Origin of the sequence: Xanthomonas sp. NCPPB 1067, from assembly GCF_020783795.1 — a bacterium.
Classification (GTDB): Bacteria; Pseudomonadota; Gammaproteobacteria; order Xanthomonadales; family Xanthomonadaceae; genus Xanthomonas; species Xanthomonas melonis.
Map to the genome: position 1 here is coordinate 50,856 of NZ_JAJGQG010000004.1, position 13,891 is coordinate 64,746.

At 65.4% G+C, this 13,891-nt stretch carries 15 protein-coding genes; 10 read left to right on the plus strand and 5 right to left on the minus strand.

From position 1 onward, the window contains the following. Window positions 1-46: 46 nt before the first annotated feature. From pgl to zwf, 3 genes are read right to left on the minus strand one after another with little or no spacing between them, the layout of a single operon-like run. On the minus strand, window positions 47-766 hold the full coding sequence (gene pgl, locus LL962_RS04530) for a 6-phosphogluconolactonase (protein ID WP_104587044.1): 720 nt from the start codon (window positions 764-766) through the stop codon (window positions 47-49). After that, window positions 763-1,770, minus strand: coding sequence for a glucokinase (gene glk, locus LL962_RS04535; RefSeq protein WP_104587045.1), 1,008 nt, complete (start codon window positions 1,768-1,770; stop codon window positions 763-765). The genes pgl and glk overlap by 4 nt, the downstream gene beginning before the upstream one ends. Further along, window positions 1,767-3,197: a glucose-6-phosphate dehydrogenase gene (gene zwf, locus LL962_RS04540; protein WP_228316059.1), complete on the minus strand. Its 1,431-nt coding sequence runs from the start codon at window positions 3,195-3,197 to the stop codon at window positions 1,767-1,769. Before zwf ends, glk begins: the two co-directional genes overlap by 4 nt. Before the next feature lie 419 nt (window positions 3,198-3,616). Here zwf and LL962_RS04545 point away from each other — a divergent pair, with 419 nt between their 5' ends. Beyond that, window positions 3,617-4,705, plus strand: coding sequence for an ABC transporter ATP-binding protein (locus LL962_RS04545; protein WP_228316060.1), 1,089 nt, complete (start codon window positions 3,617-3,619; stop codon window positions 4,703-4,705). On the opposite strand, the gene ygfZ is transcribed toward LL962_RS04545, so the two are convergent. After that, the gene (ygfZ, locus tag LL962_RS04550; protein WP_228316061.1) at window positions 4,702-5,574 is read right to left on the minus strand and encodes a CAF17-like 4Fe-4S cluster assembly/insertion protein YgfZ; all 873 of its coding nucleotides are present in this window, start codon (window positions 5,572-5,574) and stop codon (window positions 4,702-4,704) included. The genes LL962_RS04545 and ygfZ overlap by 4 nt on opposite strands. 39 nt (window positions 5,575-5,613) lie before the next feature. Here ygfZ and LL962_RS04555 point away from each other — a divergent pair, with 39 nt between their 5' ends. The 9 genes from LL962_RS04555 (at window position 5,614) to lolD (ending at window position 12,230) form a co-directional block, all read left to right on the plus strand. After that, complete coding sequence (locus LL962_RS04555) at window positions 5,614-5,784, plus strand: DUF1674 domain-containing protein (protein WP_104587049.1); 171 nt, start codon at window positions 5,614-5,616, stop codon at window positions 5,782-5,784. Between the two features lie 56 nt (window positions 5,785-5,840). Beyond that, the gene (gene sdhC / locus LL962_RS04560) at window positions 5,841-6,236 is read left to right on the plus strand and encodes a succinate dehydrogenase, cytochrome b556 subunit (protein WP_104587050.1); all 396 of its coding nucleotides are present in this window, start codon (window positions 5,841-5,843) and stop codon (window positions 6,234-6,236) included. Further along, window positions 6,233-6,619, plus strand: a complete 387-nt coding sequence (gene sdhD / locus LL962_RS04565) for a succinate dehydrogenase, hydrophobic membrane anchor protein (RefSeq protein WP_104587051.1) — start codon at window positions 6,233-6,235, stop codon at window positions 6,617-6,619. The genes sdhC and sdhD overlap by 4 nt, the downstream gene beginning before the upstream one ends. Window positions 6,620-6,649: 30 nt before the next feature. Beyond that, window positions 6,650-8,440 (plus strand): succinate dehydrogenase flavoprotein subunit, encoded by a 1,791-nt coding sequence (gene sdhA / locus LL962_RS04570; RefSeq protein ID WP_228316062.1) that lies wholly within the window; start codon window positions 6,650-6,652, stop codon window positions 8,438-8,440. Window positions 8,441-8,672: 232 nt separating this feature from the next. Continuing rightward, window positions 8,673-9,455, plus strand: coding sequence for a succinate dehydrogenase iron-sulfur subunit (locus tag LL962_RS04575; protein WP_104587053.1), 783 nt, complete (start codon window positions 8,673-8,675; stop codon window positions 9,453-9,455). A gap of 110 nt (window positions 9,456-9,565) precedes the next feature. Then, entirely contained in the window at window positions 9,566-9,814 is a 249-nt protein-coding gene (locus LL962_RS04580; protein ID WP_104587054.1) for an FAD assembly factor SdhE, read from the plus strand. Next, complete coding sequence (locus tag LL962_RS04585; RefSeq protein ID WP_228316063.1) at window positions 9,765-10,217, plus strand: hypothetical protein; 453 nt, start codon at window positions 9,765-9,767, stop codon at window positions 10,215-10,217. Before LL962_RS04580 ends, LL962_RS04585 begins: the two co-directional genes overlap by 50 nt. Before the next feature lie 23 nt (window positions 10,218-10,240). Then, the gene (locus LL962_RS04590; protein WP_104587056.1) at window positions 10,241-11,482 is read left to right on the plus strand and encodes a lipoprotein-releasing ABC transporter permease subunit; all 1,242 of its coding nucleotides are present in this window, start codon (window positions 10,241-10,243) and stop codon (window positions 11,480-11,482) included. After that, window positions 11,475-12,230 (plus strand): lipoprotein-releasing ABC transporter ATP-binding protein LolD, encoded by a 756-nt coding sequence (gene lolD / locus LL962_RS04595; RefSeq protein WP_441004852.1) that lies wholly within the window; start codon window positions 11,475-11,477, stop codon window positions 12,228-12,230. Before LL962_RS04590 ends, lolD begins: the two co-directional genes overlap by 8 nt. 339 nt (window positions 12,231-12,569) lie before the next feature. On the opposite strand, the gene LL962_RS04600 is transcribed toward lolD, so the two are convergent. Next, window positions 12,570-13,634 (minus strand): SDR family oxidoreductase, encoded by a 1,065-nt coding sequence (locus tag LL962_RS04600; RefSeq protein ID WP_228316064.1) that lies wholly within the window; start codon window positions 13,632-13,634, stop codon window positions 12,570-12,572. Between the last annotated feature and the right edge of the window lie 257 nt (window positions 13,635-13,891).

The following is a 13,891-nucleotide window of genomic DNA, read 5'->3' on the forward strand; positions in this document are numbered from 1 at the left end:
CAAACATCCGCGCATGGATGTGCGGGCTTTTGCGAGGGACTCGCATTCAAGCACACCAGTGCACACGCAGCCGCGGCCCGGGCTGCTGCAAGGCCACGCGAATCGGGTACTCGTCGATCGCTTCGCCGGCCAGCGCCGCCTGCAGCATCTCGAGCTTCTGCTTGCCGCGCAGCAGCAACAGGCGGTTGGGGATCGGCGCCAGCCCGGAAGGGGTCAAGGTGATGCGTAACGGCCACTGGTTGGCGCCCGGGCAACCGGTGGCGTCCAGTGCGGCATACGGCTGCGGGCTGGCCAGGGCCTTGGGCAGATCGGTGGCTCCGGGAAACAACGAGGCGGTGTGCCCATCGCCGCCCATGCCAAGGACGGCCAGACAGGCGGGCTCGGCGTGCGTGGCCTGCAGGTTGGCCGTGTGCACGCACTCGGGCAGTTGCTTGCCAGGACGCACCAGCGGAATGAAGGTCGCCGCGGGCGCGTGGGTCAGGAAGCTGTGATTGACCAGCCACGCGTTGCTGTCCTTGTCCTGCGGCGACAGCCAGCGTTCGTCGACCAGGCCGACTTCCACCCGCGACCAGTCCAGTGGGCGGTGCGCCAGGGATTCGTAAACCGGTGCAGGCGTGGTGCCGCCGGACAGCAGCATGCGCGCCTGGCCGCGGCGGGAGATCTCCTGCTCCAGCAGATCGGCCATCGTACTGGCCACCGCCTCGGTCCACTCGGCCGGATCTTCGTAACGCACCAGCGTGATGCGTGGGTCGTTCGACAGGCTCATCGCTGCGCTCCAGAGTGCTGGCGCTGCGCGTCCACCGCGTAGGCCGCCGCGCCGAGCAGGCCGGCATGTGGATGCATCACCGCCAGCGACGGCACGCGCGACATGATCGCGGAGAACCGCCCCTTGTGCTCGAAGCGTTGACGGAAGCCGGAATGCTGCAGCGAATCCAGCACCTTGGGGACCAGGCCGCCGGTGAGGAAGACTCCGTCCCATGCGCCCTGCATCAGCACCATGTCGCCGGCGATCGCGCCGAAAATGGCGCAGAACAGGTCGATGGTGCGCGCCGCGCGTGGATCGCCGGCGGCTGCACGCGCGGTGATGTCCTTGGGCTGCAGCGGGCCGGGATCGACGCCGCCGATTTCGCTGAGCGCACGGTGGATGTTGACCAGGCCCGGGCCGCAGATCAGTCGTTCGTTGGACACCCGACCGAACTGTTCGGACAGGATTTCCAGGATGCGGATCTCCTCCGGCGTGCCCGGCGGAAAGCTGACATGGCCGCCTTCGGTTTCCAGCGGAAAACAGCGCCCGTTGCGGATGATCAGGCCACCCACGCCCAGGCCGGTGCCCGGCCCGATCACGCCATAGTTGCGCGGCTGGTCGATGGGCGCCGGCCGCCAACTGGCACCGCCCACTTGAACCACGTCCTGCGGGCGCAGCAGGCTGATCGCCATGGCCTGCGCCGCGAAGTCGTTGATCAGGTGCAAGGTGCTGAAGCCGAGCATGCTGGCGGTACGCGTGCGCGAGATCACCCAGGGATGATTGGTGATGCGTGCCTCGTCGCCGTCCACCCGGCCGGCGACCGCGAACACGCCCTGGGTGGCCTGCACGCCGATCTGGTCCAGGTAGTGACGTGCCGCTTCGCCGAGCGAGGCGAATTCCACGACCGCGAACTCGCGCGAAGTATCGTCCAGCAGCGGCACCGAGGCATTGACATCGGCCAGCGCGAAGCGCGCATTGGTTCCGCCGATATCGGCGACCAGCACCGGCTTGGAGAGAGCGGTCATGCGTTGTTTCCCTGTGCGTCGGTGGCTGGAGGCAGGAACGGGGTGGCGGATTCCGGCCCCCAGCTGCCGGCGGGATAGGGCTGCAGCGGCAGCGCCGCGCTCTTCCAGGCATCGCTGACGCTGTCGATCCACGCCCAGGCGGCCTTGACCTCGTCGTCGCGCACGAACAGCGCCGGGTTGCCGTTGAAGGCATCCACGAACAGGCGTTCATAAGCGATGCGGCGGTGCAGCCCGGTCGGCACCGACAATTCCAGCTCCAGCGGCTGCAGTTCGATCGCGCCCCATTCCGGGCCGGCCAGGCTGCTCATCAGGCCCAGCTCGATGTTCTCCTGCGGCTGCAACTGGAAGGTGAGACGGTTGGGCACCGCGGTCTGGCGATCCGGGCGCTCGAACAACCAGTGGGTCACCGGCTTGAGCGTGACTACGATGCGGGTGGAACGCTCGGCCAGGCGCTTGCCGGTGCACAGGTGGAACGGCACGCCTGCCCAGCGCCAGTTGTCGATATGCGCGGTGACCGCAACGAAGGTCTCCACGTCGCTGCCTTCCGGCGGCTGGTAGGCCTGGGCCGGCTGGCCATTGATGCTGCCGGCGGTATACCGGCCGCGCACGCTGTCGTGACCGGCATGCTCGGCGGTCATCGGGCGCAGCGCGCGCAGCACCTTGACCTTCTCGTCGCGGATGCGGTCGGCTTCCAGCGAGGCCGGCGGCTCCATCGCCACCAGGCACAGCAGCTGCAGGATATGGCTCTGCACCATGTCGCGCAGCGCGCCGGAGCGGGCGTAGTAGGCATCGCGCCCGTCCACGCCTTCGCTTTCGGCCACCAGGATCTGCACCGACTCGATGTAGGTGCGGTTCCATACCGCCTCCAGCAGCGTGTTGCCGAAGCGCAACGCCACCAGGTTCTGCACCGCGGCCTTGCCCAGGTAATGATCCAGGCGGAACACGCGGTCTTCGTCGATCAGCGCGCCGATCGACTGCAGGATCTCGCGGGCACTGTCCGAATCGTGGCCGATCGGTTTCTCCAGCATCAGCCGATGCGGTGCCGCCAGCGCCCCGCCCAGCGCCAGGCCCTGGCAGGTGCTGATGTACAGGCCCGGAGGAATGGCCAGATAGCTCACGATCCGGCGGCTGGCCAGTTCACGCACCGCATCTGCCACCGACTCGGCGTTGCGCAGGTCTACCGAGCGGTAGTCGATCCGCTGCAGCAGGGCCTGGATCTGTTCGGGCGTGGCGATCGGCAGTGCATCGGTCAGGCGCGGGCGCAGGACCTCGCGGAAGGCCTCCGTGTCGTGCGGCGACAGCGCCAGCGCACGCACACGGAAGTCGTCGGGCAACAGCCCATCGACGAACAGACGCAACAAGGAGGGAAACAGATAGCGCTGGGCGAGATCGCCGGTGGCGCCGAACAGGATCAGGGTGTTGTGCATGGACCGAGTTTCAGATTCTGGGGACATCGTTATCAACGGCTTGGCGGAAGGGCGCCGGGCAGCCGGCGGTCGGTAGTCTGTTCCTGGGCGACACATGGGTGCGCACAGCGGGATGGAGGCTGACGCACAACCTCCGATTGTTGCAGCAACTGGCGGCCAGCGGTTAGCGCATCTGCGACATACCTGCACGGGCGTGGCGGAATGTCGGCACTGTGCGGCAATCGACGCGGTCGCTCACCGTGGCATGGCGCGGTTGCGGCATGATGGCTCCGATCCCGATGTTGCCATGTGAAAACGATTACATGTCAGAATAAACCAATGCATTCGTTTGCAGGGAGAGTTCCTTGCGGGCGGGTCGGTCGTCATTGCCATCGGGAGGGCCGGGGGCAGGGCGCATACATGAGTGTTGAGGCCGAACGATGGCGAAAGTGCAGTTGGAAGGTGTCCGCAAGGTCTACGACAATGGTCAGGTGGCCGTGCAGGGGGCGAGCTTCGAGGTTGCCGATGGCGAGTTGATGGTCCTGGTCGGTCCGTCCGGCTGCGGCAAGTCGACCCTGCTGCGCATGATCGCCGGCCTCGAGGACATCAGCGCCGGTACGCTGAAGATCGGCGAACGCGTGGTCAACGATGTCGCGCCCAAGGATCGCGATATCGCAATGGTGTTCCAGAGTTATGCGCTGTACCCGCACATGACCGTGGCCGAAAACCTGGCCTTCGGACTCAAGCTGCGTGGTCACCCCAAGCAGGTCATCGCCGAGCGAGTCAGCAACGCCGCCGAGTTGCTGGGGCTGACGCCGATGCTGGACAAGCTGCCCAAGGCGATGTCTGGCGGGCAGCGCCAGCGCGTGGCGCTGGGCCGGGCGATGGTGCGTGAGTCGTCGGTGTTCCTGCTCGACGAGCCGCTCTCCAACCTCGACGCAAAACTGCGCCACAGCGTGCGCACCGAGATCGCGCAGCTGCACCGCAAGCTCGGCACCACCATGATCTACGTCACCCACGATCAGGTCGAAGCGATGACGCTGGGGCAGCGCATCGTGGTGCTCAAGGACGGCGTGATCCAGCAGATCGACAGCCCGATGGCGCTGTACGAGCGCCCGGCCAATCTGTTCGTGGCCGGCTTCCTCGGCAGCCCGGCGATGAACGTCCTGCAAGGCAGGCTGGAGGAACACGAGGGCGTGCACCTGGAGCTGGCCGATGGCTGGCGAGTGCCGCTGGGTGCCGCGCGGATCGATCGCCAGTGGGTCGGGCGTGAGGTGGTCGTGGGTGTGCGGCCGGAACACCTGCAGCCCTCCAGCGATCCGGTGGCCGGATTCGACGCGCGCATCGAGGTCATCGAGCCGGTCGGCAACGAAATCTTCCTCAATCTCGATCGTGGCGGGCAGCCGCTGGTGATCCGGGTCGCACCGCAGCCGCTGCCGGCGGTGGGCCAGCCGCTGCGCCTGGCACTGCGCAGCGATGCCTTGCATTTCTTCGATCCCGCCAGCGGTCAGCGGTTGCAGCCGGCCTAGCGCTCCAGCCCCCGCATGATGTCGAGCGGGTGCGCAGCATGCGCGCCCGCCAGCAGGGTGGCGTCGGCCGCCGGCACCGCATCCAGCGGCAGCACGGCCAGCGCAAGCTCGGCGGCAACACTGACCACCGTACCGAGGGCGGCGCCATCCAGTGCGACGGCATCGCCGGCCTCGGCGTTGCCGTCGGTTTGAAGCAGCTGCAGGGTGCGCTTGGCCTTGCCGAGGAAGTGCGTGCGCGCCACGATCTCCTGGCCGGGATAGCAGCCTTTCTTGACGCTGTAAGCCTGCAGGCGATCGAGCGCCAGCTGTTGCGGCGTCCATTGCTCGCGCTGTGACTCCGCTAGCCTCACCAGTCCAAGGCGCAGATCGGTATGGCGCCATTCAGCATCGATGGCCGGCCTCACGATAGATGCGTTCAATGCCTGGTCGTCCAGCAACAACAAGGTGCGGGGCAGGGCGGTACTGCCCAGATCCAGCTCGATGTGCTGCGCTTCGATGGTGGCGCGTGCGCCGCTGGCATGGCGCGGTGCTTCGAAACCGCCGTAGGCCAATGGCGTGGCAACCGCGACGGTGAGCTTGCGTCGAAACACGAACCGCCCCAGCTGTGCGGCGATCTCGGCCGCGTTGCCGTCGGGCAGCAGCATCAGCAACTGCGTGTCGCTCTCGCGCAGGAGTGCGAAGATGGCGATCACGCGCCCCTTCGCCGTCAACCACGTCGTCCATTGCCAGTGCCCGACAGCCAGCGCCTGCACGTCGTTGGAGAATTGGGCATGCGCAAACGCCGCTGCATCCGGTCCGATCAATCGGACGTATTGCATTTCGTGTAGCGAGCCAAAACCCTGCGGAATAAGATTCAGGTTGTCAGCCATGGAAGGGGAGGACTAAAATCGCAACGTTGTGAGACCACTATGATAGGCCATCCAACCCCCACCCCAGCGCAGGATTCCGAGACGCAGCCTTCTTCTCAGGAGCAGATTCCCGAGAAGCGGCCCCTGCCCAAGGAGATTGGTGGGCGCGACGGCCCTGAGCCAACGCGCTACGGCGACTGGGAAAAAAATGGACGCTGCATCGATTTTTGAGCAGCTTTTAGCCACAGCGGCCTAGTGCCGCCCAGCCGAGATAACGAGCCCAGCGAATGGCGATCCGCGAACGTCCTCTCTCCCCGCATCTCCAGGTGTATCGCTGGCAGATACAGATGGTGACCTCGATCCTGAATCGGGCCACCGGTATTGTGCTGTCCATCGGTGCTCTGGCGATTGCCGCCGCCCTGCTCACCCTGATGCTTGGCCCCGATCACTGGAACTGCTTCCGCGAGCATGCCGGCGCCTGGTATGGCCAGGTACTTCTGTTCGGCTGGACCTGGTGCTTCGCATTCCACCTGTTCGGTGGCTTGCGCCATATCCTGCAGGACTTCGGCCAGGCCTTCGCGGTGCGCGCCTTCGTCACCCTGGGGTGGCTGTCGGTCATTCTGAGCCTGGTGCTGACTGCAGCCATCTGGGCCTATGTGCTGTTGGCTGGAGGTGCCGTATGAACCGCTACCGTACCCCGTTGAAGAACGTGCGTGGGCTGGGTGCCGCCAAGACCGGTACCGAACACTTCGTGATCCAGCGCCTGACCGCAACCGCGCTGGTGCCGCTGTCGATCTGGTTCCTGATCTTCGTGCTGAGTCTGATCGGTGCCGATCACGCTGCCGCCAGCGCCGCGGTCGCCAAGCCCTGGAATGCGATCCTGCTGGTTGGCTTCCTGATCGCCTCGTTCTGGCATGCGCAGCTCGGCATGCAGGTGGTGCTGGAAGATTACGTGCACAACTCGCTGCTCGCTCTTGCGGCGCAGACACTCGTGCGCTTCGTCGCCGTGCTAGGCGCCATTGTCAGCGTGTTTGCCGTGGCGCGTATCGCGCTGGGCATTGCCTGAGCCAGCGATCCAACAGGAATCCATAATTCGATGTCCGCTTACAAGATCACAGAACACAAGTACGACATGGTCGTGGTTGGTGCCGGCGGTGCCGGCCTGCGCGCGACCTTCGGCCTGGCCCAGAAAGGCCTGCAGACGGTCTGCCTGACCAAGGTCTTTCCGACCCGTTCGCACACCGTGGCCGCACAGGGCGGTATTTCCGCCGCGCTCGGCAACATGGGCGAGGATGACTGGCGCTATCACTTCTACGACACCATCAAGGGCTCGGATTGGCTGGGCGACCAGGACGCCATCGAGTACATGTGCCGCGAAGCGATTCCGGCCATCATCGAGCTCGAACACTACGGCGTGCCGTTTTCGCGCACCGAGGAAGGCAAGATCTATCAGCGCCCGTTCGGCGGCATGACCACCAAGTACGGCGAGGGCCCGTCCGCGCAGCGCACCTGCGCGGCGGCCGACCGTACCGGCCACGCCATGCTGCACACGCTCTATCAGCAGTCGCTGGCGCACAACGCGCGTTTCATGATCGAGTACTTCGCGCTCGACCTGATCTTCGACGAAGAGGGTGTTTGCCGCGGCGTGCTCGCGCTGGACATGGCCGAAGGCTCGCTGCACCTGTTCCGCGCCCACGGCGTGGTACTGGCCACCGGCGGCTACGGACGTGCCTATTTCAGCGCCACCTCCGCCCATACCTGTACCGGCGACGGCGGCGGCCTTGTGATGCGTGCCGGCCTGCCGATGCAGGACATGGAATTCGTGCAGTTCCATCCCACCGGTATCTACGGTGCGGGCTGCCTGATCACCGAAGGCGTGCGCGGCGAAGGCGGCATCCTGCGCAACAGCAACGGCGAGCGCTTCATGGAGCGCTATGCACCGCACTACAAGGATCTGGCCTCGCGCGACGTGGTGTCGCGTTCGATGACCATCGAGATCCGCGAAGGCCGCGGCGTCGGCGAGCACAAGGATCACATCCTGCTCGACCTGACCCACCTGGGCCCGGAAGTGATCAACGACAAGCTGCCCGGCATCGCCGAGAGCGCGCACATCTTCGCCGGCGTGGACGTGGCCAAGCAGCCGATTCCGGTATTGCCGACGGTGCACTACAACATGGGCGGCATCCCGACCAATTACCATGGCGAAGTGGTGCGCAAGCAGGGCGACAATCCGGATGCGGTGGTGCCCGGCCTGTACGCCATCGGCGAAGCGGCCTGCGTGTCGGTGCACGGCGCCAACCGCCTGGGCTCCAATTCGCTGCTGGACCTGGTGGTGTTCGGGCGTGCGGTGGCCAACCGCTGTGCCGAGACCATCAAGACCAACCAGCCGCACAAGCCGCTGCCCTCCGATGCCTGCGACAAGGCGCTGGGCCTGCTGGACAAGCTGCGCTACGCCAATGGCTCCACGCCGACGGCGGTGATCCGCGACAACATGCAGCGCACCATGCAGTCGGACGCAGCGGTGTTCCGCACCAGCAAGACGCTGAAGGAAGGCGTGGACAAGATGGCGCAGATCTTCGCCACCTTCGAAGACGTCAAGGTGTCGGATCGCTCGCTGGTGTGGAACTCGGACCTGATCGAGACCTACGAATTGAACAATCTGCTGCTCAATGCGGTGGCGACGATCAATTCGGCCGAGCAGCGCAAGGAAAGTCGCGGCGCGCATGCGCACGAGGACTTCCCCGACCGCGACGACGTCAACTGGCAGAAGCACACGCTGGTCACCGTGGACGACAAGGGCACGTGCGCTTTCGACTATCGCCCGGTCCATATGTACACGTTGAGCAAGGATGTGGATGTGGTCCCGCCGAAGCCGCGCGTGTACTGATCGTCGATGCCGATGGCTGAGCCCGCTCCTTTCCCATACCCACCGATCAGGCGCTCTGCGCAAGTCGGTCGTGCGGATCCGGGGTGTGGCGTCAGCCTGACGCAGGTGCGGCGCCGGCCAGTGGCCGGACGCCGTGCCACTGTCTCGGCGGTGGCCTCCATCGTCTTCAATTCCATGCGCACGGTGCGGTTTTCGCTCGCGCCGCGCGTCGCCTGAGCCAACGAGAGCAGCTATGGCAGAGTTCACCCTCCCCAAGAATTCCAAGATCGGCAAGGGCAAGCATTACCCTGCACAAGGCGCCAAGAACACGCGCACCTTCAAGGTGTATCGCTGGGACCCGGACGTGGATGCCAATCCGCGCACCGACAGCTACGAGATCGACCTGGACAAATGCGGCCCGATGGTCCTGGACGCGTTGATCAAGATCAAGAACGAGATCGACCCGACCCTGACCTTCCGCCGCTCCTGCCGCGAAGGCATCTGCGGCTCGTGCGCGATGAACATCGACGGCACCAATACGCTGGCGTGCACCAAGGCGATCGCGGCCTGCGGCAAGGCCGAGGTGCCGATCTATCCGTTGCCGCACATGGATGTGATCAAGGACCTGGTGCCGGACCTGACGCATTTCTACGCGCAATACGCGTCGATCAAGCCGTGGATCCGCACCCAGACCCCACCGCCGCCGGATCGCGAGCGCCTGCAGTCGCCGGAAGACCGCAAGAAGCTCGACGGCCTGTACGAGTGCATCCTGTGCGCCTGCTGCTCGACCAGCTGCCCGAGCTATTGGTGGAACGGCGAGCGCTACCTGGGCCCGGCGATCCTGTTGCAGGCCTATCGCTGGATCATCGATTCGCGCGACGAGGACACCGGCGCACGCCTGGACGATCTGGAAGACCCGTTCAAGCTCTACCGCTGCCACACCATCATGAACTGCGCTCGGACCTGCCCGAAGGGGCTGAACCCGGCGCTGGCGATTGCCGAGATCAAGAAGCTGATGATGGCGCGTCGCGCCTGATCGCAAGGCGGTGCGGTCCCGCCCTGGCGGGATGGCGTTTGCAGCGGCACCGGCCTCCAGGCTCGGTGCCGCTGTCGTTTTGGTCCGCCGCAGGGCGGGTGGAGAAAGAGATGGACGAAGACACGCTGCTGAAGAAATTGCGCTGGCGTTGCCGGCGCGGCATGCGCGAGCTGGATCAATTGTTCGGCAGGTATCTGGACAGGCGCTGGGCGCAAGCGCCGGCGGCAGAGCGCGCGGTTTTCCTACAGTTACTGGATTGCGAAGACGATAAGTTGTGGCGGTGGTTCATGGGATACGAGGCCTGCCCGAATGCCGACAACGCCGCACTCATCGCCGATATTCGCGCCATGCCGGCTTGAATGGCGTCCCTCGCGCGGGCTTGCCTGCGCGCTGCTGCTGATGGCGCTGCTGGCCCAGTGCGCTGTGTGGGGCTGCGGTGCGCCGATCTGGGGAAGACTGGTGTTGTCAGGCGTCGCGGTGCTGCTGGCGTTTCGGTCGCTCACGCAGTTGTTGCGTTCGCCGGTCCGTCAACTGGTGGTGCCATGGGCCGACGCCGCGGCCAGTGTCGACGGCGAGCGTATGGAGGATCTGCAGGTGCGCTGGCGCGGGCCGATCGCCGTCGTGTCCTGGCAAGGCCGTGGCAACCGCCGCATCCACCTGCATTTCTGGCCGGATACGCTTTCGGCAACGCAGCGACGTGAACTGCGTCTGGCCGCACAGGCGCACGCGATTTCGTCCCGGGCGCCGCAAGTGGCACCATAGCGTCCCTTTTCCGGTTGAACCGCATGTTCAAACCTATCCCGGTTGCCATCGGCCTGCGCTATCTGCGTGCCAAGCGGCGCAATGGCTTCATCTCGTTCATCTCGATGGCATCGATCCTGGGGATCGCCCTGGGCGTGACCGTACTGATCACCACGCTGGCGGTGATGAGCGGTTTCCAGAAGGAGATCCGCGACCGCCTGCTGCAGATGGCCGCGCACGCCACCGTCAGCGCCGAAGGTGCGCCGATGCGCGACTGGCAGCACGCGGTCGAGGTCGCCATGGCCGACCCGCGTGTTGCCGGCGCGGCACCCTATATCGAGACCGAATCGCTACTGCAGGGACCGCGCAAGCAGCCTGCCATCGTGCGCGGCGTGATTCCGTCCGAGGAAGCCAAGGTGTCGGTGCTGGCCAAGAAGATGCAACAGGGTTCGGTCGACAGCCTGACCCCGGGCTCCTACAACATCGTGATCGGCAAGGAGCTGGCGCTATGGCTGGGCGTGGATGTCGGCGACGGCATCGTGGTGCTGCTCAGCGATACCCAGGCCACGCCGTTGGGGGCAATGCCGCGGCTCAAGCGCTTCACCGTCAGCGGCATCTTCGAGGCCGGCTACAACGAGATCGACCGCGGCTTGGCAGTGGTGAACATGCAGGATCTGGCCCGGGTGCTGCGCATGGACGGCGTGACCGGCGTGCGGCTGCGCCTGCACGACATGGATCAGGCCTGGAACGTTGCACGCGACCTGGCGCTCAATCTGCACGGCCCGTACCGCGTCAGCGACTGGACCCAGGAAAACGCCAATCTCTATCACTCGTTGAAGATGGAAAAGACCGTGATGGGCATCCTGCTGTCGCTGATCGTGGCGATGGGCGCGTTCAATCTGGTGTCCTCGCAGGTGATGCTGGTGACCGACAAGCAGGCCGATATCGCGATCCTGCGCACGCTCGGCCTTTCGCCCGGTGGCGTGATGCAGGTGTTCATGGTGCAGGGCTCGTTGATCGGCTTCATGGGCACCATCATGGGCGTGATCGGCGGCATCGTGCTGACGCTCAATCTCGAGCGCATCCTCGGCGTGATCGAAACGGTCTTCAACGTGAAGCTGCTGCCCGAGGACGTGTACTACATCACTGGCCTGCCGACCGACATGCAGACGCAGGACGTGGTGATCATCACCGTGGTCGCGTTGGTCATGAGTTTCCTGGCGACCCTGTACCCGGCGTGGCGCGCCTCACGCACCCAGCCGGCGGAGGCGTTGCGTTATGAATGAGATCCGGGAAGCGGGATTCGGGAATCGGGAATCGGGGATGCAACAGTCGAACCAAGCCGACCTGGTGATTCGCGCCGAGGCGTTGGGCAAGACCTACGCCGAGGGAAAGATGCGCACGCCGGTGTTCGACGGCCTGGATCTGGCGGTGGCGACTGGCGAGACCGTGGCGATCGTCGGCGCCTCGGGAGCGGGCAAGAGCACCTTGCTGCATCTGCTGGGCGGGCTGGATGTTCCGACCTCCGGAGAGGTGTACGTGGCCGGCGAGCGCATGTCCGCGCTGTCGGACGGCCAGCGCGGCAAATTGCGTAACCAGGCGCTGGGATTCGTCTACCAGTTCCACCATCTGTTGCCCGAGTTCACCGCGTTGGAGAACGTGATGATGCCGGTGCTGCTGGCGGGCAAGGACGTGGCGGTGGCGCGCGGGCAGGCGCTGCAGCTGCTGGAATCGGTAGGGCTTGGGCACCGCATCGAGCACAAGCCTGGCGAGCTGTCCGGCGGCGAGCGCCAGCGCTGCGCGGTGGCGCGCGCCCTGGTGAATCGTCCGGGTTGTGTCCTCGGAGACGAGCCCACCGGCAATCTCGACGACAAGACCGCAGGCACGGTGTTCGAGCTGATGCTGGAACTCAACCGCGCCCAGCGCACCAGTCTGGTGTTGGTGACCCACGACCGCAGCCTGGCGCGTCGGCTGGATCGGGTGCTGGAGTTGCACCAGGGCAGGTTGCGCGAGCTGGCGCCTTCGGCGGTGTAGCTGCTGCGACAGCATCGGCCCGTCCGGTGCCGTTTCGATGAAGAGTTTCGTTCGCGGCGCGAATCGCTGTCTTGTATCGGGCACGGCGCCACCCCGGTGAACGCCGGTGTCGTTGATACGACCGTTGCGCCGCAAGTCCTGGGCCACTGCGGCCTTGCTTATGGAGCGAGCAAGCGCGGCGGCCGACGTTGACTTGCCAGCATCGCCAAGCCTGTCACGCCCTGGGCAACGTGATCGCGTGGCCACAGCGTTCGTCGGGATCTGCGATGTCGGCTGGCGGGCACCTGCATGACGGCATCGGCACAGGTCTGCGATGACCTGCGCTGGGCCGCCGTGCACTCAGGGGATGATGCGCAATGCACGCAAACGGGTGAACAACTCCAGAAACGAAGCGCGACTGTCGTAGAAGTCCGTAAAGCCCAGTTCGCGGCTCTTGGTCATGTCGTTGACGCACTCGATCTCGCGACCCAGATCTGCGTCGGTATGCCACCACGAAGCCAGGCGATCGACGTCGGTCTCCACCAGCGCATGTTTGGCAGCCAATTCGGCCCACAGCGCAGGTGCGGTATCGGTCAGGCGTGCTTCCAGAGGCTGCGGTGTCTCAGGGCAGGGCGCCGCCTCGAGATCGAAGAACTGCGCGATTTCGCCCCACATCCAACGCCAGCGGAACACGTCGCCGTTGACCGTATTGAAGGCCTGATTACGCGCTGCGGGATTCAGACCTGCCCAAGCCAGTTGGCGGCCGAGCAGCCCCGCATCGGTGAGATCGGTAAGACTGTTCCATTGCGCCTGTGAGCCGGGAAACACGAACGGTTGACCGGTGTGCTTGCACAGCGATGCATAGACCGCCAGGGTCACGCCCATGTTCATCGCATTGCTGCCGTTGGCCATGCCGATCATGGTGTGCGAGCGATGCACGCTCCAGCCGAAGCCATGCCGCTCGGCGTGCGCGAACAGCAGGTCCTCGAGCGTGTAGTAGAAGTTTTCGCCCGGCTGGCGCGGCTCGCTCTCGCGAAACGGCGTTTCGGCCTTGCCGCTACCGTAGTTCTCGAACGCGCCCAGGTAGTGCTTGGTGCCGGTGACCAGAGCCATGTGTTGCAGTGGCGCATGGCTCAATGCATCACATAGATGGCGCATCATCGCACCGTTGGCTTCGACGTTCTCGCGCTCGGTATCGCGACGTGTCCAGGTGCAGAAGAACACATGGGTGATCGGCAGGTCGCGCAGAGCAGTGTGGGTGGCTTCCGCATCGAGCAGATCGGCGGCCACGGGGATGACGCCATCCTGAGGCAAGGGGCGCCGCGCGAGGCCGTAGACGGTCCAGCCATCGGCCACCAGCACGTTGGCGAGGTTGTAACCGGAGATGCCGGTCACGCCGACGATCAGTGCAATACCTTTCCGCATTGGGGGGGGACTCCTCGAAACAGTGGCGACCATAGCCGCAACGCCATGAAATCGAGGCGAACAAAGCGTGAGTCAGTCCCTGGCTGGATGTTTTCTCGCGCCACGGCGCAGAGCGGCAATGCGTTGGCGACACGCGACCTGCGCTCCGGGCGTGGCGACGCCAGCCGTCGCTGCGCAGCGGTTGCCCGCACAGACCGCATCTTCGACCGCCTTTGGCGCTGCGGCGACAGCGTGTCCAGCGATGCGCCTGTGCCGCG

Bases quoted from the DNA above. Each gene is read 5' to 3' on its own strand.
- pgl (WP_104587044.1), bottom strand. From the start codon at position 766: ATGAGCCTGTCGAACGACCCACGCATCACGCTGGTGCGTTACGAAGAT.
- glk (WP_104587045.1), bottom strand. From the start codon at position 1,770: ATGACCGCTCTCTCCAAGCCGGTGCTGGTCGCCGATATCGGCGGAACC.
- zwf (WP_228316059.1), bottom strand. From the start codon at position 3,197: ATGCACAACACCCTGATCCTGTTCGGCGCCACCGGCGATCTCGCCCAG.
- LL962_RS04545 (WP_228316060.1), top strand. From the start codon at position 3,617: ATGGCGAAAGTGCAGTTGGAAGGTGTCCGCAAGGTCTACGACAATGGT.
- ygfZ (WP_228316061.1), bottom strand. From the start codon at position 5,574: ATGGCTGACAACCTGAATCTTATTCCGCAGGGTTTTGGCTCGCTACAC.
- LL962_RS04555 (WP_104587049.1), top strand. From the start codon at position 5,614: ATGATAGGCCATCCAACCCCCACCCCAGCGCAGGATTCCGAGACGCAG.
- sdhC (WP_104587050.1), top strand. From the start codon at position 5,841: ATGGCGATCCGCGAACGTCCTCTCTCCCCGCATCTCCAGGTGTATCGC.
- sdhD (WP_104587051.1), top strand. From the start codon at position 6,233: ATGAACCGCTACCGTACCCCGTTGAAGAACGTGCGTGGGCTGGGTGCC.
- sdhA (WP_228316062.1), top strand. From the start codon at position 6,650: ATGTCCGCTTACAAGATCACAGAACACAAGTACGACATGGTCGTGGTT.
- LL962_RS04575 (WP_104587053.1), top strand. From the start codon at position 8,673: ATGGCAGAGTTCACCCTCCCCAAGAATTCCAAGATCGGCAAGGGCAAG.
- LL962_RS04580 (WP_104587054.1), top strand. From the start codon at position 9,566: ATGGACGAAGACACGCTGCTGAAGAAATTGCGCTGGCGTTGCCGGCGC.
- LL962_RS04585 (WP_228316063.1), top strand. From the start codon at position 9,765: ATGCCGACAACGCCGCACTCATCGCCGATATTCGCGCCATGCCGGCTT.
- LL962_RS04590 (WP_104587056.1), top strand. From the start codon at position 10,241: ATGTTCAAACCTATCCCGGTTGCCATCGGCCTGCGCTATCTGCGTGCC.
- lolD (WP_441004852.1), top strand. From the start codon at position 11,475: ATGAATGAGATCCGGGAAGCGGGATTCGGGAATCGGGAATCGGGGATG.
- LL962_RS04600 (WP_228316064.1), bottom strand. From the start codon at position 13,634: ATGCGGAAAGGTATTGCACTGATCGTCGGCGTGACCGGCATCTCCGGT.